23 protein-coding genes are annotated in these 22,014 nt (G+C 44.9%); 11 read left to right on the plus strand and 12 right to left on the minus strand.

What is annotated here, in order from left to right; translation table 11 throughout:
- Positions 1 to 29: 29 nt before the first annotated feature.
- Positions 30 to 1,286 carry an Hsp70 family protein gene (locus tag CLV98_RS07750; protein WP_109673750.1) on the minus strand — a complete coding sequence of 419 codons (1,257 nt, stop codon included), beginning with the start codon at positions 1,284 to 1,286 and terminating at the stop codon, positions 30 to 32.
- A 221-nt stretch (positions 1,287 to 1,507) separates the two neighbouring features.
- Here CLV98_RS07750 and CLV98_RS07755 point away from each other — a divergent pair, with 221 nt between their 5' ends.
- On the plus strand, positions 1,508 to 1,939 hold the full coding sequence (locus tag CLV98_RS07755) for a hypothetical protein (protein WP_109673751.1): 432 nt from the start codon (positions 1,508 to 1,510) through the stop codon (positions 1,937 to 1,939).
- Between the two features lie 207 nt (positions 1,940 to 2,146).
- On the opposite strand, the gene CLV98_RS07760 is transcribed toward CLV98_RS07755, so the two are convergent.
- Entirely contained in the window at positions 2,147 to 3,217 is a 1,071-nt protein-coding gene (locus CLV98_RS07760; protein WP_109674014.1) for a lactonase family protein, read from the minus strand.
- Positions 3,218 to 3,276: 59 nt separating this feature from the next.
- Positions 3,277 to 4,041 carry a carbohydrate-binding family 9-like protein gene (locus CLV98_RS07765; protein ID WP_229203258.1) on the minus strand — a complete coding sequence of 255 codons (765 nt, stop codon included), beginning with the start codon at positions 4,039 to 4,041 and terminating at the stop codon, positions 3,277 to 3,279.
- Positions 4,042 to 4,276: 235 nt separating this feature from the next.
- Here CLV98_RS07765 and CLV98_RS07770 point away from each other — a divergent pair, with 235 nt between their 5' ends.
- The 3 genes from CLV98_RS07770 to CLV98_RS07780 all read left to right on the plus strand — a co-directional run bounded on the left by CLV98_RS07770 (position 4,277) and on the right by CLV98_RS07780 (position 7,423).
- The gene (locus CLV98_RS07770) at positions 4,277 to 5,812 is read left to right on the plus strand and encodes an MFS transporter (protein WP_109673752.1); all 1,536 of its coding nucleotides are present in this window, start codon (positions 4,277 to 4,279) and stop codon (positions 5,810 to 5,812) included.
- Between the two features lie 40 nt (positions 5,813 to 5,852).
- Positions 5,853 to 6,095, plus strand: coding sequence for a DUF6814 family protein (locus CLV98_RS07775; protein ID WP_109673753.1), 243 nt, complete (start codon positions 5,853 to 5,855; stop codon positions 6,093 to 6,095).
- Between the two features lie 137 nt (positions 6,096 to 6,232).
- The gene (locus tag CLV98_RS07780) at positions 6,233 to 7,423 is read left to right on the plus strand and encodes an acetyl-CoA C-acyltransferase (RefSeq protein WP_109673754.1); all 1,191 of its coding nucleotides are present in this window, start codon (positions 6,233 to 6,235) and stop codon (positions 7,421 to 7,423) included.
- A gap of 43 nt (positions 7,424 to 7,466) precedes the next feature.
- Here the strand turns inward: CLV98_RS07780 and CLV98_RS07785 are convergent, their stop codons facing one another.
- Positions 7,467 to 7,964 (minus strand): GtrA family protein, encoded by a 498-nt coding sequence (locus CLV98_RS07785; RefSeq protein WP_109673755.1) that lies wholly within the window; start codon positions 7,962 to 7,964, stop codon positions 7,467 to 7,469.
- 277 nt (positions 7,965 to 8,241) lie between these two features.
- Between CLV98_RS07785 and CLV98_RS07790 the strand changes: the two genes are divergently transcribed.
- Positions 8,242 to 8,760 (plus strand): hypothetical protein, encoded by a 519-nt coding sequence (locus CLV98_RS07790; protein WP_109673756.1) that lies wholly within the window; start codon positions 8,242 to 8,244, stop codon positions 8,758 to 8,760.
- 10 nt (positions 8,761 to 8,770) lie between these two features.
- Entirely contained in the window at positions 8,771 to 9,472 is a 702-nt protein-coding gene (locus tag CLV98_RS07795) for a hypothetical protein (protein WP_146202246.1), read from the plus strand.
- Between the two features lie 72 nt (positions 9,473 to 9,544).
- On the opposite strand, the gene CLV98_RS07800 is transcribed toward CLV98_RS07795, so the two are convergent.
- The 3 genes from CLV98_RS07800 to CLV98_RS07810 all read right to left on the minus strand — a co-directional run bounded on the left by CLV98_RS07800 (position 9,545) and on the right by CLV98_RS07810 (position 12,779).
- Complete coding sequence (locus CLV98_RS07800) at positions 9,545 to 10,504, minus strand: SMP-30/gluconolactonase/LRE family protein (protein WP_109674016.1); 960 nt, start codon at positions 10,502 to 10,504, stop codon at positions 9,545 to 9,547.
- 170 nt (positions 10,505 to 10,674) lie between these two features.
- Positions 10,675 to 12,189: an alpha-amylase family glycosyl hydrolase gene (locus tag CLV98_RS07805; RefSeq protein WP_229203259.1), complete on the minus strand. Its 1,515-nt coding sequence runs from the start codon at positions 12,187 to 12,189 to the stop codon at positions 10,675 to 10,677.
- Entirely contained in the window at positions 12,186 to 12,779 is a 594-nt protein-coding gene (locus CLV98_RS07810) for a Maf family protein (protein WP_109673758.1), read from the minus strand. The genes CLV98_RS07805 and CLV98_RS07810 overlap by 4 nt, the downstream gene beginning before the upstream one ends.
- A gap of 199 nt (positions 12,780 to 12,978) precedes the next feature.
- On the opposite strand from CLV98_RS07810, the gene CLV98_RS07815 reads away from it, so the two are divergent.
- Together CLV98_RS07815 and CLV98_RS07820 are read left to right on the plus strand one after the other, a co-directional pair.
- Positions 12,979 to 13,434, plus strand: coding sequence for a MarR family winged helix-turn-helix transcriptional regulator (locus tag CLV98_RS07815; RefSeq protein ID WP_109674018.1), 456 nt, complete (start codon positions 12,979 to 12,981; stop codon positions 13,432 to 13,434).
- 179 nt (positions 13,435 to 13,613) lie between these two features.
- Positions 13,614 to 14,222, plus strand: coding sequence for a YceI family protein (locus CLV98_RS07820; RefSeq protein ID WP_109673759.1), 609 nt, complete (start codon positions 13,614 to 13,616; stop codon positions 14,220 to 14,222).
- A gap of 70 nt (positions 14,223 to 14,292) precedes the next feature.
- On the opposite strand, the gene CLV98_RS07825 is transcribed toward CLV98_RS07820, so the two are convergent.
- Positions 14,293 to 14,730 carry a type I restriction enzyme HsdR N-terminal domain-containing protein gene (locus CLV98_RS07825; RefSeq protein ID WP_109673760.1) on the minus strand — a complete coding sequence of 146 codons (438 nt, stop codon included), beginning with the start codon at positions 14,728 to 14,730 and terminating at the stop codon, positions 14,293 to 14,295.
- A gap of 48 nt (positions 14,731 to 14,778) precedes the next feature.
- Between CLV98_RS07825 and CLV98_RS07830 the strand changes: the two genes are divergently transcribed.
- On the plus strand, positions 14,779 to 15,552 hold the full coding sequence (locus CLV98_RS07830; RefSeq protein ID WP_109673761.1) for an AMP nucleosidase: 774 nt from the start codon (positions 14,779 to 14,781) through the stop codon (positions 15,550 to 15,552).
- Between the two features lie 117 nt (positions 15,553 to 15,669).
- Here the strand turns inward: CLV98_RS07830 and CLV98_RS07835 are convergent, their stop codons facing one another.
- Complete coding sequence (locus CLV98_RS07835; RefSeq protein WP_229203260.1) at positions 15,670 to 18,219, minus strand: ABC transporter permease; 2,550 nt, start codon at positions 18,217 to 18,219, stop codon at positions 15,670 to 15,672.
- 66 nt (positions 18,220 to 18,285) lie between these two features.
- Entirely contained in the window at positions 18,286 to 18,972 is a 687-nt protein-coding gene (locus CLV98_RS07840) for an ABC transporter ATP-binding protein (protein ID WP_109673762.1), read from the minus strand.
- A 143-nt stretch (positions 18,973 to 19,115) separates the two neighbouring features.
- Between CLV98_RS07840 and CLV98_RS07845 the strand changes: the two genes are divergently transcribed.
- Complete coding sequence (locus CLV98_RS07845) at positions 19,116 to 19,832, plus strand: arylesterase (RefSeq protein WP_109673763.1); 717 nt, start codon at positions 19,116 to 19,118, stop codon at positions 19,830 to 19,832.
- On the opposite strand, the gene CLV98_RS07850 is transcribed toward CLV98_RS07845, so the two are convergent.
- A complete protein-coding gene (locus tag CLV98_RS07850; protein WP_109673764.1) occupies positions 19,829 to 20,107 on the minus strand; it encodes a hypothetical protein in 279 nt (92 codons plus the stop codon). The two genes, CLV98_RS07845 and CLV98_RS07850, sit on opposite strands and share 4 nt — an antisense overlap.
- A gap of 152 nt (positions 20,108 to 20,259) precedes the next feature.
- Positions 20,260 to 20,424 (minus strand): lmo0937 family membrane protein, encoded by a 165-nt coding sequence (locus CLV98_RS07855; RefSeq protein WP_109673765.1) that lies wholly within the window; start codon positions 20,422 to 20,424, stop codon positions 20,260 to 20,262.
- Between the two features lie 292 nt (positions 20,425 to 20,716).
- Here CLV98_RS07855 and CLV98_RS07860 point away from each other — a divergent pair, with 292 nt between their 5' ends.
- A complete protein-coding gene (locus CLV98_RS07860; protein WP_109673766.1) occupies positions 20,717 to 21,967 on the plus strand; it encodes a sugar MFS transporter in 1,251 nt (416 codons plus the stop codon).
- Positions 21,968 to 22,014: the final 47 nt, after the last annotated feature.

Below are 22,014 nucleotides of genomic sequence, written 5' to 3' on the forward strand. Positions count from 1 at the left end.
TTGGCGCTGAAGAGGGCCGTAGGCTGCTATCATCCAAATTTATTTCGACTGTCATAAGCGAGTCCCAAGCCTACGCTCGATAGTTTGTTTTCGCCCGACACCTCGGCATTGGGAAACAGGTTTTGAAATTGTTGCTGGACCTTTGGAACTTCAGTAGTGCCTCCCGTGAGAATCACGAGTTCAATTTGGTCGGGTGTGGTACCGGCGTTTTTGACACATTCCAAGGCGGTTTGGCTAATCTTTTGGACCCTTCCGTCAATAGCCGTATTAAAAGTTTGGCGCTTTACTTCGGCGGAGAGCTCCGGATCCAAAAAAGCAAAGGATGTTTGGAACTGCTCTTCATTGGTGAGGGCAATCTTGGTTTCTTCGGTGGCAGCCAACAAGGAATGTCCCGTTTCCTCTTCGAGTACCTGCAACAGACGCTTGTACTTCGTCTTATCATGCGATTCGAAAAGGAGTTGTTTTACTTGAAATACAATCCGATTGGTATATAGCATATTTACCTTGCTCCATTCGGAAAGGTCGTGGTAGTGATAGGGGGGGACCTCCAGGTTTTTAACCCCATAGGTACTTCTATATCCCAAAATTGGCATAATGGCAGCCAGGCTCAGGTCTTTATCGAAATCGTTGCCTCCGATTCTAATCCCGGTATTGGCTAAGATATCGGAGGATCGGTCCGGTTTTCTTAAGTTTTTGTTCGATAGCTTAATGACGGTAAAGTCGGAAGTACCACCTCCAAGGTCGACTACCAAGGCTAATTTTTCGGAAGTAAGTCCATTTTCATGTGCAAAAGCGGCGGCAATAGGCTCAAATTGAAAGCTTACGGATTTAAATCCTAGCCGATTGGCAATGGCTTTTAGCTCATCCTCGGCGCGGCGATCGGCCTCGGGGTTATTGTCAGTGAAATGTACAGGGCGGCCCATAGTAACGGCCTCTAGCTCTCGGCCCGCCTGGAGTTCAGCTTTTGTTTTTATTTTTTCAAGAAATGCCGTAATGATCTGATCGAATTTCATGACCTCCCCATTCACCATGGTTCCTTGTCGCATAACAGGTGTTCCTAATACCCTTTTCAAACTGCGCATGAGGCGTCCAGGACGTTTGGATAAGAATAGTTCCATGGCCTCCCTACCATAAAAGGCAGTGTTGTCTTTTCTAAGAAAGAACATGGCGCTTGGAATGGTATATTGGCCAGCTTCTGTCTCGACGAGCGATACTTGGTTCGCATCGGCTAAGGCTATACTGGAGTTGGAAGTACCGAAATCGATACCACATGAAATTGGGCTCATGATATAGGTTTTGAAAATTGGGCGCGCAATTTCTGCTTTTAATTGGGTAAAACAAAATATCCCAAAATTTTCTTAAGACGATGTCTGTAGAGTGATAAAAATCATAAAAATAGTAACCTGAATGGAGGCGTTAGCATGAAATAAATGAAATTTCTATTAAACTTTTCCAACCATTAAAGGTCCAAACAACTCCTAGTAGAAATATTAAAGCACTGACGATTATGAAAAGATTCATTATAGCCGGATTTTTATTCTTAAGCTTAGCAGCCTGTGAGAAGAATGAAAACGAAGCCGTTCCTCTACCCGATTTAGAGGTCGAAAAGGTGTCAGCCTCTCATAGGACCTCGGTACGTACCACGGGCAATACCTTACAGGTGGAGCTTGTCGCCATTAACGATAGCCGTTGCCCAGTGAATGTCAATTGTGTGTGGGCTGGATCGGCCGCGCTGAGGTTTAAGGTGTATGATGCGCAGTCGGAAACGGAAGTGGCTTTAGATTTTAGTGGAGCCGATAAAACTAAAAATTCCGTTTCTTTTAACTTGAATGGCCAGGGGTACCTGCTAAGGGTTTCCGAGGTTATGCCCTATCCTGAGACCTCCGCTACCCCCGAACTGTCCGATTACACGGTGTCGGTTACCATCGAAAAGAAATAGTGTTCAGTGGGTCTGCTAGAAACTAGCCAATATCTCAGTATCAGGAAAAAGGCTTACGCCTCGAGCCGGTTGGCTACAGCCCAAGGAAGAGGCGGTCGTAAAGCCTATTGAACGGAACTGTCAGGAATGAACTAAAAACTAAAAGCGAAATATCTGGCTTGATAACCGATATTTCGCTTTTAGACTTTTGCTAGCTCTGGATTAAAATTAATCTAGGCTCATCTGGGTTACAAATACGGGAGTAGGAATGGATAGAGACCATTCGGTGGGTTGCAGTAAGCCAGACTGTCGATTCCGCTTGAACAGTACGACATTGTCGGTATCTCGGTTGGTGATAATGGAGAATTCTCCTTTGGGGTCTAAAAAGAAGTTTCTTGGATGTTTACCTCCGGAGTTTTGAAAATCGAGGGTCTTAAGTAATCCGGTATTTCCATCGACCTCATATATTACCAGGCTTTCGTGCCCCCTATTAGAGGCATAGAGAAACTTTCCATCCGCCGAAATATGGATGTCCGCTGCTGAGCTTTTTTCAGAATAATCCTTAGGAAGCATGCTGATTCGTTGAATAGCCTTTAGTGCTCCTGTAGTGGGGTGAACGCTGAACACATTGACCACTGAATTGAGCTCCCCCGCCGAATAGGCATATTGACCATTGGGGTGAAGGGTAAAGTGGCGAGGCCCATCACCCGCTTGAACCGCTACGAAAGGCTGCTGTCCGGGGTGGATTTTTCCACTCGCTGCATCGACGTCGTATAGGTAGATGCGGTCATTACCCAAATCGGAGGCATATATAAAGCGCCCATCAGCCGATGGTATAATCGAATGCATATGCGGCTTTTTGCCATTCAAAGTAGGGTTTTGAACCGTATCGATGAGTTGGCCCACCTGGCCGTCGTTCTGCAGGCTATAAACTGCCAAGCTGCCACTTCCGTAATTGGAGATAAAGAGCAGCTTACCTTTTGGATCAAGGCTGACATGGCAGGGGCCAGACCCTCCTGAAGGCTTTGCATTCAGGGCCGCTAGCTCGCCCGTCGAAGGGTCTATGCGATAGGATGCTACCGTATTATTGCCTTCATTAGCGGCATATAGGAAGCGTTTGGAGGGGTGTATGGCCAAAAATGAAGGGCTAGTTTTCGATTCTAATACTTGAATCTGGCGTGTTTTATAGTTTTCAGGGTTGAATTCATATACATAAATGCCTGCTCCCTTCTGAGTATAAGTACCAATATAGAGTCGGTCTTTGATGTTAGTGGTGTTATTCTGGGCTTCTGCGGACATAACGCTAAATAAGGTAAGTAGGTAAAGTAATTTTAAAAAGTTGTTTTTGCTTCGCATATTTATTCAAAAATTAAGGTGCCAAATCTTTCGTAGTCATGAAAATTTCCTCGGGTAGGATTCCAGCTAAAGTGGGTGGTATTCTTGTCATAGTCTATCCTATAAAAATTCCCTTTCCACTTTTGTCCAGGCTGAGGCTTGGATTGTAACAGCGGGTTCAAAAGCTTATAGGGAATAAAGAACTCGGCGATCCAGCCTTGTATGCGTGCTCCCGATTTTTTCTCCCCCCCGGTAATGGAAGTGGCGTGTTGAACTTTGAGGTCGTCTTTGTAGTTCCATGGGGCCCACCCCCGCAATTTCCCCTTTAGATTCGGGATTATTAACACCAGTTCGTAGTCCAAAGGGGATAGTTCATATTCAAAATAGACGGGATACGCCTGGTCGGGCCATAGAAATACCTCTACAACATCTTCCTTGTACAATTCGGCAAAGTCTTCGGTAAGACTCGCCGTCAGTAGGCTATCTTCACAGCTGAACAGGCAATAAATTCCAGTTTCAGAATACATCATTTTCACCCGGGTATTCCGGCCTTTTATAGATGTTCCCTTGTAGGGTCCATTCTGTGGGAGCATGGTAGTCCAGGTCGTTTGGTTCCATAAGTCCGAAGTGCCCAGTCCATCAATGCCAAAGTTGGCAGTTCGCTTTACCAACATTTCAGAAACAGTCCCTTGGGCCATAGCCTTGGGGGCAATCTGGGGGGTAAGGGTCAATAGAATAAGGAGGGCAAGGCAGCAGTTGCCTGATTTTAATATTTTGATAATATTCATTTTTATTGGAAATTTTCTTTCGAGCTTAATAGCTGTAAGCGGTTCGTTTTGAGTAAATTAACTCCATTCGTGCAGAGTTGGCTCAATGCCCTCGGTCATTAATGGATTTTAAATATAGCCTTTTAATGCTTTTCATATGAGTATTGTAGGCAAATATGATACTTTTCTGCTTGAAAAAGCCTTTATTGTCTTTTAATAATTCTATTCCTAAACATTAAACAATCCTCAATTTTTCATGCGTTCTAATTCTTCAGGTTCTTCACAAGGAATCACTCAAGTTATTGCCGCCTCCTCCTTGGGCACTTTAATCGAGTGGTACGATTTCTACATTTTTGGGAGCTTGGCCGTCATTATTGGTCAGCAATTATTTCCATCGGATGCTGGTGCCTCTGCCTTGATCAATACCTTGGCGATCTTCGCTGCTGGCTTTATTGTTCGTCCCTTTGGGGCTTTGGTGTTTGGTCGTCTTGGCGACCTGATTGGCCGTAAATACACTTTTTTATTGACGTTAGTGCTCATGGGGGGATCTACATTTTTGATCGGCCTCATACCTTCTTATTCGAGCATAGGTTATGCGGCTCCTATTTTGGTGCTTCTGCTACGGCTGGTTCAGGGCTTAGCCCTAGGGGGTGAATATGGAGGGGCGGCCACCTATGTAGCCGAGCATGCTCCGGCGGGTCGTCGTGGTTTTTTCACGAGTTGGATTCAGACTACCGCCACCTTAGGCCTGTTCTTGTCTTTGGGAGTTATTTTGGTAACTAAGGAGCTTATCGGTAACGAGGCTTTTAGTGAATGGGGATGGAGAGTACCTTTCCTATTATCTATACTCTTGGTGGGCGTGTCGATTTATATCCGCATGAAAATGCATGAGTCGCCCGTATTCACAAAATTAAAAAGCGAGGGTAAAATCTCGGCTAACCCTTTAAAAGAGAGCTTTCAAAAGAAGGCCAATTTTAAAATGGTGTTATTGGCCTTGTTTGGGGCAACTATGGGGCAAGGGGTGATCTGGTACACGGGTCAATTTTATGCCCAATCGTTTTTAGAGAATACCTGTAAGCTCGACTTTAATGAATCGAGGTATATTCTGCTTTGGGCCATATTGTTCGCAACACCCTTTTTCGTGGTTTTTGGAGCCTGGAGCGATAAGGTTGGTCGAAAATGGATCATGCTAACAGGGATGTTGCTGGGGGTACTATGTTATAGGCCCATTTATCAGTATTTCTTAGATTCTACCAATGTTATTGAGCTTCAAAATACCGAGGCTCATCATACTTCTAAGATCGAGACGGATCGGGGTTATGTGAGTGGTACTTCAGACTCTTTGGTGACGGTACGTAAGTTTAAGACTTTGGAAGGAGGTATCAGTTTTACAGAAGAGATGATTACCGTAACACCTGAGGATGTGTTGGCCCCTATGCCAGAGGTGAAAACCGTGATATCAGAAGTACGATTGCCACAAAATATGTACATCATTTTCATTGCACTCGTATTCTTTCAGGTACTGTTGGTGACGATGGTCTATGGGCCGATTGCGGCATTTTTGGTGGAGCTTTTCCCCACCCAAATACGGTATACTTCCATGTCCTTACCTTACCATATAGGGAATGGGGTTTTTGGAGGATTAGTCCCCTTTATCGCCACCCTTATTGCCTCATTTAATGGTTCTACGCCCCTATCGGGCCTATGGTACCCTATTGGAGTGGCCGCTTTGTCCTTCTTGATTGGGGCGGTATATATTTCCAATAAGGTGGATAAAACCGTTATGGATTAAGGAAAGGATATCAAATTTTTTTATTAAAATAAATGAACTTATGAATCAGTTAAAAAAATATTTAGGCCTAATATGGATCGCTCTTGGACCCTTAATTATCATCTTTTTACTACAGCAGGCCATCGATAAAATCGGAGCTGCGCCCGTAGGTATGGATAGGACCAATACGAGCCTTCAGTGGGGGATCATTATACTTATATTTATCCCGATCTGTGCCGGTCTCGTTATATTTGGTAAGTATGCCTGGAATCAGGAATACGACAAACTTCCTGACGATATGTAAGTACTGACGCCTGGTGGGTCAAGGAGGAACCCTAATACATCCGCTACTGTTTAATGAATACCCTTGGTTACTTGAAATGTTCCAAGGGTATTCTTAAATTGACCTAATTATTTTTTCAATTTTATATTGATACGGATATGGAAAGAATAGAAGAGGTATATATACTAGGGGCTGCAAGAACGCCCATTGGGAGCTTTAACGGCGTATTGTCTAGCATAGGAGCCACCACGCTTGGGGCGGTTGCTATTCGGGGGGCATTGGCCAAGGCCGGCGTGGCCGATAGTGCCGTCGACGAAGTGTTGATGGGCAATGTCATTTCGGCCAATTTAGGACAGGCTCCCGCCCGACAGGCAGCCAAATTTGCCGAATTACCGGATGCTGTTTCCTGCACGACGGTCAACAAAGTGTGTGCTTCGGGAATGAAAGCCGTGATGTTTGGGGCCCAGTCGATCGCACTCGGCGACCAGCAGGTGGTGGTGGCTGGAGGTATGGAGTCTATGTCGCAAATACCGTATTATCTTCCCAAGGCACGCTCGGGCTATGGATTTGGTCATGGAGAAGTAGTGGATGGGCTCCTAAAAGACGGCCTTACCGATGTGTATGACCAAATGGGCATGGGGGTTTGTGGCGACAATACGGCAACCCGATACCATATCAGCAGGGAACAGCAAGATGAATACGCCATACGATCGTATACGCGAAGCGCTCAGGCTCATGAAGCAGGGTATTTTAAGGATGAAATAGTTCCGGTAACTTATCAGGTAAAAGGACAGCAGATCGTTGTGGGGGAGGATGAGGAATACAAAAAGGTTAAATTTGATAAGATACCTTTGCTTAAGCCGGCTTTTTCGGCAGCTGGTACTGTCACCGCCGCCAATGCATCGACCATTAACGATGGTGCTGCCGCTATGGTGCTGGCATCGGGTAGCGACGTGAAGCGGCTAGGACTAAAACCTGTGGCCCGAATTGTGGCTTATGCAGATGCAGAACAAGCCCCGCAATGGTTTACGACCACGCCTATACTGGCTACTCATAAAGTCTTAAAAAAGGCAGGTATGAAGCTCGATGATATCGATTTTTTCGAAGTCAATGAAGCCTTTTCCGTGGTGCCCCTGGCCTATATGCAGGAGCTTGAAATCAATCCTGACCGTATGAATGTATTTGGAGGAGCGGTTGCTTTAGGGCATCCACTAGGTGCCTCCGGTGCACGCATTCTAACGACCCTTTTATCGGTTCTCCACCATAAAAATGGTCCATTTGGCCTCGCTGCTATCTGTAATGGAGGAGGTGGTGGCTCAGCCGTTATTGTAGAATACCTGAACCAATAGTGTGGAAATTATCCTCGAAAATCATGCATGAGGCCCTGCCGCCCTATTTAATCAAGACTTTTAATCGGTCGTAAAAACCGGTGCTTTTGAAGGTAAAGGTCTTGTGCAGAATATAATTACTGATAAAGCTGCAACCCATTCCAAAAATGTAGCAGGCCATCTCGTTGATATTGACCTCTTTACTCGACCCTGGTAGCACGTACGTGTATACTTGAAAGTAAGCGTTCGAGAAATAGTAGGCGATGCGCGTGCCCAGGTCCGTAACAAAACCGGAGAATATGGCTACCATCAAAAACTTGACCATCTCACGACGGGTCTGATTGGTGCGACGGGCGTCGAATGCGAAAAGTTTGGTTAAGGTAAAGCCCACTACGAACGATAACATGTAGGAAGGCCAGATGGATTGTTGGAAACTAAGGTTAAACCAATCTTGTATTAAACTGCTGCAAATCAACTGAACTATGGCTCCGGTGCCGGCTACTAGAAAATATGCGATAAGGTCTTTAGAATTAAATATCTGACTTTTTTTAGATTGGCCCACTAGCGTTTGAATTGGTATAGTATTGAATTTGGTTTCAATATTAGGAAGAATTTACAAACCCACCAAGGTAATAAATAAAAACTGAGTAATCGATAAGCATCAATCCGAATCCTACGTAGCGAATATTAAAGGGACTTGCCTAAATAATGACCGTTTTATTCCAACTTTTTTTGTGAATCCTGTATATTGGCACGATTTTTGAACCAATTTGAATTAATTCTTCATCACGTATATGCTTCAGGTTATAGGAATATGTACGGACTAAAAACATTTTAATATGAAAAAATACTTTGCTCTTCTCGTAATAGCGATGGGGTTTGGTGGGACTTCCGCTCAAGCTCAAACCCAAAAATGGGCCGTAGGTTTCGAAATAGGGGAGCCCAATGCCGTGAGTCTGCGTAAATATGGCGATCAGAATGCCTTGGATGTAAGCCTAGGAACCTACACGGGTCTACTTAAAAAAGGTAAACAATACCGTAAGGGTGAATATGCCAGTATTGGCCTAATGCTTAATGCCACCTATCTGTGGTATGTACCCATGATGAACGACCGCATGATCGCCTACGGCGGGGTGGGGGCGCAAATTAACTCGCGTAGATACTATCCAGAGCCATCCAACAAAAAGGTGTATGAGAAAACCATTTCGACCGGTCCGTCAGGAACTATCGGTGTAGAGTTTTTCTTTGCCGCTCAGCCGACTTCCTTTTTTATAGAGGGTGGAGGCTATCTGGAGGTCCTTCCCAAACTCGCTTACTTCAATCCGAACCTAAGTGTCGGACTTCGTCACAACTTTTAATCAGGAAACAATGCACACAAACTCTAAATTATTATTTCTAATGGCCCTTACTTCCGCTACCATAGGATGTAAGAGCTTGGAAAATATAAAAGGTACACTTACCAAATCGGAAGATAAGGTTACTACCAACACACACGAAGATTATCTTTCTCAAACCACAGCTACTAGTCTTCCTGCTGCCACCCAATACAATTCTGATAGTACGAGCGTAGTAACCGACCTGGCCAGGCCAATCGCCCCTGCGATGGCGCGGGTAGATACTCCCCGAGTGGATACTCCCCGAGTGGATACTTCCGGAGTGGATACTTCCGGAGTGGATACTTCCGGAGTGGCTTATAGCAAAAATTATGACCAAAAGATGGGCGTCATGCCCCCAATGCCGGCTCCACCTAAGGTATCTGCGACGGATAATGCTTTGCAGGTTTACAATCAAAAAATTGTTGACCAGTATAAGGAAATGGATCAATTGGGAGAGGTCGTTCTTTATGAAATTAATATCATAGATAAAACCTGGAGCCAGTATGCCCAGCAATATAAAATGGCAAGTGCCAATGAGCGCGATCAATTGGCTCGTGAGTTAAGTAGACTCGACGACAATAAGCTGATATTATACAAGGCTTATACCCGTATATATAAGCAAGGTAGGGCCGACTGGCCAGCCGTAAAAAAAGAAGTCGAGCAGACTTTATTGGCCACCAGAGGGCTGAAATAGAATAAAAAAAGACGATCCCTAGGACTTTGGGATCGTCTTTTTTTATTATTTTGTATTCCCCCAAGGGTTGGTCTACCAGCCCGCTCCGCGGGTTCTAGTCTGAATACGACATAAATATCCGTTAACGGTTAGATACAGAACGCTGCCGTCATCCCCCCAGGCACAGTTGGAGGTGAGTTCCCCTAAGTCAATCCGTCCCAAAAGCTTACCTTGAGGCGAAATAATCCATAAACCTCCAGGTCCCGATGCCCATAGATTGCCGGCTCTATCTACCTTGAGGCCGTCCGGTAAACCCTTGAGTGCGTTACTCTTGAGGGCCGGAGTCGCATCCAATATTATTTTCCCTATACCTAGCTCCCCATTTGGCTTAACGGGATAGGCCATCCATTTAGCCGCTTCCGGGTCCGACTGCGCCACATACAGATGGCTTTCGTCTGGTGAAAAGGCTAGGCCATTGGGCCGATTTAGGTCTTTAATCACCACGCTGACCTGACCGGCAGGATTTACTCGATATACTCCGAAAATCGGGGTTTCACGACTCGGGTCTTTATGCTTTTGAGCCAATCCATAGGGTGGGTCCGTAAAATAATAGCTTCCGCTGCTGTGCTGAACGACGTCATTGGGGCTGTTGAAGCGCTTGCCTTGGTACCGGTCGGCGAGGGTCGTTTTTCCTCCAACCGTCAGCGACATCGACGACAGCCGACGGTCCCCATGCTCACAGGCTATCAGTTCACCCTCACGATTGATAATGAGTCCATTACTGCCAGGCTCATCGCTGTAAGTTCCCAGCCCAGTATATCCCGAGGGAGATAGGAAATGGGACAGCCCATCTTGCGCACTCCACCGATAGATGGTATTGGCTGGTACATCCGAGAATAGTAAATAACCTCCGTCTTTGACCCATACCGGACCTTCCGACCATTTAAATCCAGAGGCCAACACCTCTACTTTGGCTTGGGGATCCAGGAATTGCTGTAAGGTGGGATCCTCTATGAGGATGGTTCCTAAGGTTGGAAAATTATTTTGTGCCATTCCATCTTGATTTGGGATGATCAATAAACTGATTATAAGTAACTTTTTTAACTTAAGCATAGGCCACGTAGATTTCAAACCAGAAGTACTATAAGTTTTATGCGACATACTTATTACATGAAGTCCGATATTGTCCTTTTCTACTAAGTTATGGTATGATTGTTAGGAGTCTATTTTGGATTACATAGTACTATTAAGCTTCCATAAGGCCTCAGTTGCACCCGTTTGGCCGTGGAGTTCCAATAGGCCTGGTGGCTCCATACCACTTCTCTTACGGAGTACTGGAGCGGTAAACGGGTTGAAATAGCCTTGCCACTTAAATTATGTATGATCAGTAGTCGATCGGATACTGGGCCCCTTGAAAAAGCTAGTAAGGAATCGTTTTTTAAGTTTACACTTTCAAGGTCTCGGGCAGTGGTTTGGCCTAAAGTGGTTAAGCTCCGTCTTAGGGCTATCAATTCCTTATAATGCGAATATACTGACTTGGGGTCAACTATTTGCTCGCTAAGGGCCTTGGTGGATGCTGGTCCGTTGTGTTTGATTTCACTCCACCGGGGCACTGCAGGGTCCGCAGGGTTATTGCTCCATATAAAAGGCTCACGAATCTCCGGGTCTGGCTTGGTTCCTAGCATTCCTATTTCCTCCCCATAGTATAGATAAGGCTGTCCGGGCAGTGTCAGGAGGATGCATGCCGCCAATTTTATTTTTTTAGTATCACCGCCTACCACACTGGCAATCCTTTCCTGGTCATGATTGGTCAACATGATGGCATCTATATATCCCGTGTTGGTTTGTTCATAGAGGGCATGTGTTTTTAGTAAGGTGTTTATGAGCCCCGGGTCATTTTCGGTTATTAGGAGTTCTTGGATGGCAAAGCTCAGGTCGAAGTTAAAGGTGGCATGTAGCCCCTTATAGTAAGGAGCGATCTCCGACGCTCCGGCCCAAATCTCTCCAACCGTAAAGGCTGTTGGCTTTAAACTTTCAACGGTTTCCTTAAAAAAGAACCAGAAAGCTCGATTATGCGCACTCTCCCAAGTGGGGAAGATATGACGAGCGGCATCAATTCTGAATCCATCGACTCCAATATCCGTTAACCAAAACTTCATAATTCCCACAAATTCATGTCTAAGTTTTTGGGAATGGAAATTAAGGTCGGGCATGCCTTTATAGAATAATCCGTAATACTTTTGGGGATCGTTCGGAATCTCGTGCCATGGAGAAACTTCCTGAGAGTCGTCGGATATATCCCTGGTGGCAATTCCTAGTGCCTCGATTTCTTGGTCGTTCTTCCACCAATAATATTCTCTAAAAGGATTGTCTGAGGATTTCTGAGCCTCCAAAAACCACGGATGTAGTGTACTGGTATGGTTGATGATGAGGTCCAAGATCACGGCAATATGGCGGCGATGAGCCTCTCGAATTAATGTGCGGAGGTCGTCGAGGCTGCCAAATTCAGGATCTACGGCATAGTAGTCGATGACATCGTATTTATGATAGCTCGGGGAAGGATGTATGGGAGTGAGCCATATGGCCTCTATCCCTAAGTCCTGCAGATAGTCCAATTTTGAAGTAATGCCTTGAATATCGCCTATACCGTCATTATTTGAATCGCAAAAGGAGCGCACAAATATTTCATAACAGATTTTGGGACTGTTGATGGTCATGTCGCCTTTATGATGGTTCAATTTCGAGTAGTGGATAGGAGACTGTATGGTAATAAACGCTCGTATACCAAATGTGTGGGTAATCCCATGATGGTATAGTAGGAGCCTTCGATTTTTTGAATACCTGTCATGCCAATCCATTCCTGTATTCCATAGCCTCCGGCCTTGTCGGTAGGGTGGCCATGGTTTAAATAGAATTCAATTTCATGGTCGGTGAGTTTCTTGAACCAGACAGTCGCACTGTCTTCGAATTCGATGATATCCAGGTCGTCGATCAGGCACACTGCCGTGGTAACCCGATGGGCCTGTCCCGACAATGCTTGCAGCATCTTTCTGGCCTCTTCCATGGTGCCAGGCTTACCGAGGACTTCCCCATGGAGTATCACCACGGTATCGGCCGTCAGGATAAGCTGATGTGGGAATTTGCCCTGAACAACATCAGCCTTTTTTCTGCATATATACCGGGCAGTCTCTACCGAAGGCAGATCGCCAGGGTACGATTCGTCTGTCTCAAACGACTTAACTTCAAACTCAAATCCCGATAAAGTCAGCAATTCTTTTCGCCTGGGCGAATTGGAAGCCAATAAAAGGGGTTTTACTAAAGGGAACATATCATGATCATTTTTATATCGCACCAAGATAACCAAAACTCATGGGATGTAAAATGTCTGGCTCTTTACTTCATGGCTCGGCATAGAGATGGGCAGGGAGGTCATAAAGCGTTGCAATTTTTTTATACGTGCAGGAACCAAAAGAAACGATTTATGTGTTCTTACAATAAATGTTGATACATTAGAAAATACCAACACCATGTCAATAGAAACGGATATTAAGCAAAAGTCATTCAAAAATCCTTATCAAAAATTAGCCATCAATTTGGTTTATACGTCTAATTGGCTCTTATACAGGCAGATGGATCTTTTTAGGGAATATGACTTGACCTTACAGCAGTACAATGTGCTCAGGATATTGAGGGGACAGCAGGGGCAGCCGATCCGAGTAAGCGATATTTCGGAGCGTATGTTGGATAAGAGTTCCAACACTTCGAGGCTGGTCGACAAGCTTCTAGTAAAAGGGCTTGCCGAACGAACGGCATGTTCTAATGATAGGCGGGCTGTAGACGTAATTATAACGACTAAGGGTAAAAAAATATTAGCTGAAATGGATCCAAAAGTTGAAAAATTGGAGCTTGACTTAGGGAATATCACTCCTGAAGAAGCCAATACCATCTGCGATCTTTTAGATAAAATGAGAAAATCTTCATAACAAACCTAATAACCGTATTACGAAGGAAAAGGCGTGCGCTTGCTGACAATCGGCAGGGATTCACCACCCATAGGCCCTGAAATCGAGTTCATTGAATATGCCATCGCCGGAAGCCATGCCAATCCGTCGTAATACACTTTTTCACCTAACTAATTATTTAACAATCAATTTAATTTTCAATGAAAACTATCAAAACCCAATTGGCAGCATTTGCCTTAGCATTATTTGTATCTTCAGGTGTGATGGCCGATAAGGTGGTCAAGGAAGTGAAATTCAAGGTGAATGCCACCAAAAGCGAGTTGAAATGGCATGCCAAAAAAGTTACTGGGGAGCATTTTGGCACCATTGGCATTAAAGAAGGAGTGCTCACCATGGACGGTACTAAGCTGGTGGCTGGGAAATTTGTAGCCGACCTGACCAATATGGTTTGTACGGACCTGAAGGATGCTGATTATAACGCCAAGTTGATTGGACATTTGAAATCTGACGATTTCTTTTCGGTGGAGAAGCACCCAACGGCAACTTTTGTATTGACGAAAGCCACTCCTAAGGGGAAGAATGAGTTCAATGTTACCGGCGACTTAACAATTAAGGGAATCACCAAACCAGTTACTTTCCCAGTTACAGTTACTCCATCGCCAACGGGAGCCACAGCCAAAGGAACCTTGGTGGTCGACCGGTCTAAGTACGATATCAAATACAATTCGAAGTCGTTTTTCGACAATTTGGGCGATAAAATGATTTATGATGATTTTACAATTGAGGTGAACCTAGTAGCCACCAAGTAAAGCCAGACACCTTACGATTCAGAGGCCCCAAACCAGTTTTGTGGGCCTCTGTTTGGTATTCCAGCAACTCCTACGTGTAGGCCGGGAAGTCGTCTAGATAATTAATTTGCCCCTGCAGGGCCTGAAAACAAAAATGTTGCTGTCCATTGGTGACGGCCAAAAATTTGGGCTGTATCGTAAAATTGTACCGGGAAATCTGAGCGAAGGTGGCATCCGAAATTTTTATATCTGGAGCCTTGCATTCTACAAGCAGATAAGGTGAGCCATCGCGGGCTAAAATCAGTATATCGGAGCGACGGGCCATTTTGTTATAGCGCAGGCCAGTTTCTATGGCGAAAAGAGCCTTTGGGTAATGGTAATGGGTGATCAGCAAATGTATAAAATGTTGGCGAACCCACTCTTCAGGAGTAAGACTAACATATTTTTTTCGTATAATGTCAAAAATAAAGGATTTCCCATCCACCTGCTTTACTTTATAGGGATAGGGGGGGAGGTTCAGATTAATCATACTACGAAGATACTTATCGACCGTTTAATTTCAAGAAACTTATTTTATATGACCACTAAAGAACAAATCGTAGAGAATTGGTTGCCCAGGTATACGGGGACTCCAATAGAAGAATTCGGCAATTATATTTTGCTGACCAACTTTATCAATTATGTCCAGATGTTTGCCGAAAAGTTTGACGTGCCCGTTCGAGGCACGGGAAAGGCCATGCAAACCGCCACTGCCAACGATATTACCATTATAAATTTTGGGATGGGAAGCCCGTTAGCGGCTACGATAATGGACCTGCTTTCGGCCATCAAACCGAAGGCTGTATTGTTTTTGGGTAAATGCGGCGGGCTTAAGAAGACGCAGATAGGAGACCTGATATTGCCCATTGCGGCTATCAGAGGTGAGGGCACCGGCGACGACTATATGCCTTCCGAAATTCCGGCTCTTCCCTCTTTCCGCCTACAAAGTACGGTTTCGGCTAGTATTGCCAAGCATCAAATGGACTATTGGACTGGGACCGTTTATACCACCAATAGGAGAATATGGGAGCATGACGACGCCTTTAAGGAATATTTGAGGGAGATAAGAGCTATGGCCATTGATATGGAAACGGCAACTATTTTTATCGTAGGCTTTGCCAACTCCATTCCACATGGTGCCTTATTACTGGTGTCGGACAATCCCCTCGTTCCCGAAGGCGTTAAGACCGAGGAAAGCGACAAGAAAGTAACGTCCAATTACGTACAGAAACATTTGGATATTGGAATAGAGGCCCTCACCGAATTGGCAAGATCAGGAGAGTCGGTCAAGCATCTTCGTTTCGAAAATTAAAGCCATGGTCCTGTGCCACTTACGGAAAATTGAATGGTCGATTCAATAAGACGGGCTATTCAATTTTCCTTCTAATGACGGAGATTAGCCTAATCGTTGAATCTCGATAGGTGCGACTCAGGTCTCTTTTCTAAGTATCGCTAATGGCGAGCTCGTCAGAATTTCCCGGCTATTCAACACGCCGATCAGCACGGTGGCCAGGGTTACCAGCAAGGCAAGAATAGCCACAGGCCATAAAGCGGGATTGAATGGGGCGTCGAAACTGAATCGGGCTAAGGCCCAGCTTCCGGCCAGCGACAATACAATGCCAGTAAGAGATGCCAGTGCACCTAAGAAAAAGTACTCCATGGCAGTGATACTAAATATTTGAAATTGGCTCGCCCCAATAGTTCTCAATAAGACACTTTCTTGTATACGTTGGTATTTGCTCACCATCACCGACGAAATAAGGACCAAAACGCCGGTAAGAATACTGAACCCGGCCATAAATTGTATTACAAATCCAATTTTGTTAAACAATTCGTTCAATATTTTAATTACTAAGGCCAAGTCGATCATAGAAATGTTAGGATAGCTCAGGAGTATTTCCTGCTGAAAGTTTGCAGATACTGTCGGGCTGGGAACGTGGGTCATTAAGACATGAAACTGTGGTGCCTCTTCCAAAACACCCTCGGGAAAAACCACCAAGAAATTTGTTTGAACTTCAGCCCAATTGACATCCCTCAGGCTGGCGATTTGGGTTTGCATGAGCGTCCCTTGGACATTAAAGGTAAGGGTATCACCGAGAGACATATTGCCCCGCTCAGCAAAACCTTTTTCAATGGAAATGGGAATTAGGCCCGAGGAAGCATGATAGCTTCCTATCCATTTTCCCTCCATAATCGTTTCGGAGCTGGTCAGCGAATCACGAAATGTTACCCTATATTCTCTACCAAAAATACGGGACGACTTACTGGTGGTGCTGTCAGCCCTATAATAGGCTACCCCGTGCCCGTTGACTTCCTCTAGGCGCATGTTTACAATCGGGACTATCTGCTGAACGGCCAGCTTGTTTCGCTGGGCAATTTCTATTACTCCATCTTTTTGGTGGGATTGAATATCGAAAAGGACGATATTGGGCTGGTCGTCGCTGGTAGACAATTGGATGCGCTGCATCAATATGTCTTGGGTAAGAAACAGGGTCGCTATCAGGCTAGTGGCCAGTCCTATGGCCACGATTAGGATGGCCGTTTGGTTGTTAGGTCTGAATAAGTTGGCTAAGCCTTGTCTGGGTAAATAGCCCCATGAGGACGGGAAAAATCTTTTTAGTACCCGCATCAACAAGAGCGCTATCCCATATAATAGTCCAAAAGAAAGCAGTACCCCCAATGTAAAAAACAGTGCGGTACGGGCATTTTGCATCTGATAGAAGGAAAACAAGTATACAAAAAGTAGGGTGATGGTGTAAATCAACCATAAAGTGGAATCCTTCCAACTCGTCAATTGATTCAAATCGTTACGCAGCACATTCAGTGGAGAAATGTTCCTGATAGCCAGAAGGGGGGGCATTGCAAATAGGATGGAAATAAAGGTCCCTATCAAAATGCCCTGGATGATGGAGGACCACGATATGGCTACGATAAGGTCGAACGGGAGGAAGTCTTTGATAACCACTGGGAGCACTTGTTGAATAAAAGTGCCCAGCACAGCTCCCAACCAGGAGCCCAAGAGTCCAATGCCTATAATTTGAATCAAATAGATCATAAATGCCTCGTTGGGCCTTACCCCCAAGCACCTTAGGATGGCTATGGAGGCGATTTTTTCTCGGATATAGATCTGAATAGAGCTCGCCACGCCAATACATCCTAATAGCAGGGCTACGAAGCCCACGAGTCCCAAAAAACGGGTGAGGTCTCTAAAGGACCTGCCGGTGTCTTCTTTCTGAATGGCTATGGTTTTATAGTCCAAGTCTGCCAGCTCGAAACGTTCTTTCAATGAACTGCTAAGGTTTTCGGCTTGCTGGGGGTTGTCGAGCCGATAAAAATAGCGATACACAATTCTACTGCCTTTTTGCATGAGCCCCGTTTGCTCCAAAAATTGCATGGGGATATATACTGCCGGGGCTACGGTACTGGTGATACCATTTTGACCTGGGGCCTTTTCCAAGATACCGGCTATGGCAAAAGTGACGGCTCCAACCTGAATGCTATCACCAACCTGGGCTTGGTATTGTAGCATTAACGATTGTTCTACGAGGGCCTGGCGCTGGTTGCGGAATTCGTGGCCCGCCTGTAAAGGGATGGTTTCGAGGGATCCATAATAAGGGTATTCCCCTTTTAGCGCTTTGATCTGCGCCAGTCTGTTTCCTCCCGTTTTGGTAAAATAGACCATTGAAGCAAAACTGATTTCTTCGGATCGATTTTGGCCTATAGAATCAATCAAGGTTAAGGCATCACCAGAAGGCTCCTTGTTGGTAGATAGGGCCAGATCCGCTCCCAAAAGCTGAGCGGCTTGATCATCTATATTTGTGGTCAGGCTTTCCCCTAAGGAATAGATGGCCACCAGTGCTGCTATCCCCAATACGATGGAAGAAATAAACAGCAGCAGGCGCGTCCGGTTACGGCGGCTATCGCGCCATGCCATTTTAAAGAGCCATTTGAGTTTTGGCGTATCATTCATATTCGACATAAAGTAACGATTGGCTGCAAGGCGGTTGAAGTGTTGAGGACTCTGGAGGGGGGTGCGTGGGGGCTGTCAGCCAAGCTGCTGATGGTTCGCCTCGATACTCCCGCCTTTTATCTTGATAATTCCCTGCGTTTTGGCCGCAAGTTCCATATCATGCGTCACGAGTATGAGCGTCGTTCCTGCCTCTTGGTTAAGCTCAAACAGGAGTTTAACCACTTTGTCACTCGTTTCGGCGTCCAGGTTCCCTGTGGGTTCGTCTGCAAAAAGTATACTGGGATTGTTGGAGAAGGCTCGGGCTAGGGAAACCCTCTGCTGTTCCCCACCACTTAGCTGAGTGGGATAATGATGACTTCTTTCCGATAGTCCTACTTTGTCGAGCAAATCCAAGGATCTTTTGCGAATGTTTTTTTCTCCACGTAGTTCTAGCGGTACCATTACATTTTCGAGGGCCGTAAGGGTCGGTAAGAGTTGGAAGTTTTGGAAGATAAACCCGATGTATCGATTCCTGATGGCGGCCAATTGGTTCTCATTAAGATCATTCAGGACGGTGTCTTGCAGGGTTACCGTTCCCTGCGAGGCTCGGTCGAGGCCTGCACATAGGCCCAATAAAGTTGTTTTCCCGCTTCCCGATGGCCCCACGATACTCAATGTAGCGCCAGCCTGTACCGAAAAGTTGATATCTTTTAAAACGGATAATTTCGAGTTACCACTACCGTATATTTTACCTACTTGCTGAAGTTGAAGTATTGTATGCATTAAAAGGAAGTTAAAAGGTAATAAGGCTCGGATTAGTAATGCCAACGCATTTTACTATTTTTGGGCTATGCTTTGGCTGACACCCATCCGCCGGCCATGGTTTAAATGTATCGTGATTATTGCACCCAAATTAATAGTTTCAAATGAAACATCATCTAAAGCTATCGTTGCCTTTTGTTTTTCGTGTTTTTTCGTTCTTCGCCATCGTAATTGTAGCATGGAGCTGCAATAAGAGTAAAAATGAAACTGATAGCAAGTTACAAGAATCGTCCGATAATCGTTCGGTAGATTCGACGATTGTCAAAAAAAACATCGTATTCTTCGGGAACAGCCTTACTGCCGGTTATGGCTTGGACGACTCCTCTTTGGCCTTTGCCGGACTCATTCAAAAACGCCTGGATTCGTTGGGCTATGCTTATCGGGTGATCAATGCAGGGGTGAGTGGTGAAACTACGGCCGGGGGCAACAGTCGGATCGATTGGCTATTGAAACAACCTGTAGACATCTTTGTACTCGAGCTGGGTGGGAACGACGGATTACGTGGCATCTCCTTGGCAGACACACGAAGTAACCTCCAACAGATTCTAGATAAGGTAAAGGCCAAGTACCCGGAAGCCGAGCTGGTTTTGGCCGGAATGCAAATTCCACCGAATATTGGGTTGGCCTATACCAAAGAATTTAAGCAACTTTATATCGAATTGGCAAAGGAAAACGATATCGCCTTTATTCCATTTTTATTGGAAGGAGTAGGAGGAGAGCCAAGCTTAAACCTGCCCGATGGCATTCATCCAAATGAGGAAGGCCATCGGATAGTAGCCAATACGGTATGGGCTACGCTCCAACCCTTATTAGAACATTAGAGCGGTTTTATTTTTTTCCATAATTCTAGTTTTACTTCTTGAATTTCCTTTTCGGTTGCCAATACAGTGGCTGACGGATGTAGCGATGATTCGGTGACTTTTCCCCTCTTTTTTTGGTAGGTTTCATAGGCAAATGGATCGAGCCACTGGTCGGAGTCCTTGTCTTTGATTAAGACTAAAAAGCCCCATTTCGACTCGTTTTGATAGACGTAAAGCCAAACCGATATTTTTATTTGGGTCTGACCATCCCGCTCAATTATTTTTTCATGCGTCATACTTTCCGACTCCAATATTTTTGATTACTCCAGGCTGAAGCAGGAGTGGCGCAGCATTGGTCTGAGAGGTCTGGCAACAACCAGTTTCCTCCCCACCTCCCTTGCGCCAATCCAAAGCCCTGCCACTTACTGCCTTCCCTACGATGGGGTCGCTACACCACCCGGTCACCACGGATGAGCCGTAGTATGATGGCGATCACGGCTATGACCAGCAAGACATGAATAATATTGCCCAGCCCAAAGCTGGCAAAACCAAAATAACCAATTAGCCATAATATTACTAAAATTACGGCTATCGTATAAAGAAGATTTCCCATTTCCAATCAAGTTTATATGAGTATAATATTATATTTGTGGCTTTACAATTTAGATGCCAGTCGTGGCCTGCTCGTAAAATTGGTTTGATAATGGGGTTGTGGTCAATTTTTCTAAAAACTTGTTGATTCTTTTCCTTTGGATATGTAGCGATATATCTACGATTGGAGGTTCAGCTAAAAGGTTTTTGCAGTTGGGGTAACACGACATCATGAGGGCAATTTTTCAGGCTAGCTCCAGAATGGCGCTTATCATTATGCATTAATTTATTTTACCATTTAAATCTAGTCATAAATGCCTTTAACTTCCTCTGTCGCTGAACAACCAGCACGATTTACCGACAAAAAGTATTTAGTAACACTCATTTTTGTTACTTCCCTGTTCATGTTTTGGGGTATTGCTATTACGATGGGCGATGTCCTTAACAAGCATTTCCAGCATGTGTTAAGTCTGTCAAAAACGCAGTCGGCATTCGTCCAGTTTGCCATCTTTGGGGCTTATTTCGTGATGGGGATTCCCGCAGGACTATTCATGAAAAGGTTTGGCTATAAAAATGGGGTGCTATTGGGTTTGACCTTATTTGCTACGGGGTCATTTTTATTCGTACCGGCAGCAGCGGCTTCGTCTTTCGCCTATTTCGGAGTGGCTTTGTTTATCTTGGGCTGTGGTCTTTCTACGCTCGAAACCGTAGCTCATCCATTTGTGGCCGCATTAGGTGATCAGCGCACCAGTGACCAACGGATCAATTTTGCACAGGCATTCAATGCACTTGGGGCCATATTGGGGCCTGCCATAGGATCTTACTTCCTGCTAAGGAACAATGTCGCCGGTAGTACCGATCTTACCTCCGTAAAGGTCCTGTATATTGTTATCGGATCGGTGATTGCCTTCATTGCATTTTGTTTCGCTTTTGTTAAAGTGCCGGCCTTGTTAGACCCACACAGCGACCAAGCCGAAGTAGAAGAAACTGGTCCCAGTTCTTATAAGGCATTATTTGCTAAGCGCCATTTTAGATGGGCCGTTATAGCTCAGTTTTTTAATGTGGCGGCACAAGGCGGAACTTGGGCCTTCTTTATCAATTACGGTCATGAAAAAATGGGATTCACTGATGCCGTAGCTGGTAATTATATGGTCCTCTTTATGGGACTGATGTTATTAGGCCGTTTTGTAGGTACATTTTTAATGAAATTTATTGCTCCCCATCAACTTTTGGCCATTTTTGCAGCTTGCAATATGGTAGCATGTATCCTGATAGGACAAGATCTCGGCGTAGTTTCATTTATTGCCCTATTAAGTTTAAACTTTTTCTTTAGTATTATGTTTCCTACTATTTTCAGTTTAGGGCTTAAGGATCTGGGCAAGCATACGCAGCAGGCTTCTTCTTTTATTTCCATGGGCGTAGTGGGCGGTGCATTTTTTCCCTTTGCCATGGGAGCGGTGGCCGATACCAACGTGGCCCATGCTTATTATTTGCCTATTATTTGCTACTTTATGATTTTCTTATTTGGTTTTAAATTCTATAAGGTATCCGAGAAGAGGGCATAATAGATTGAAATTACCAGAATTATACATTTATATTAATTGAAATAGAA

Source organism: Dyadobacter jejuensis, assembly GCF_003149085.1.
GTDB lineage: Bacteria > Bacteroidota > Bacteroidia > Cytophagales > Spirosomataceae > Dyadobacter > Dyadobacter jejuensis.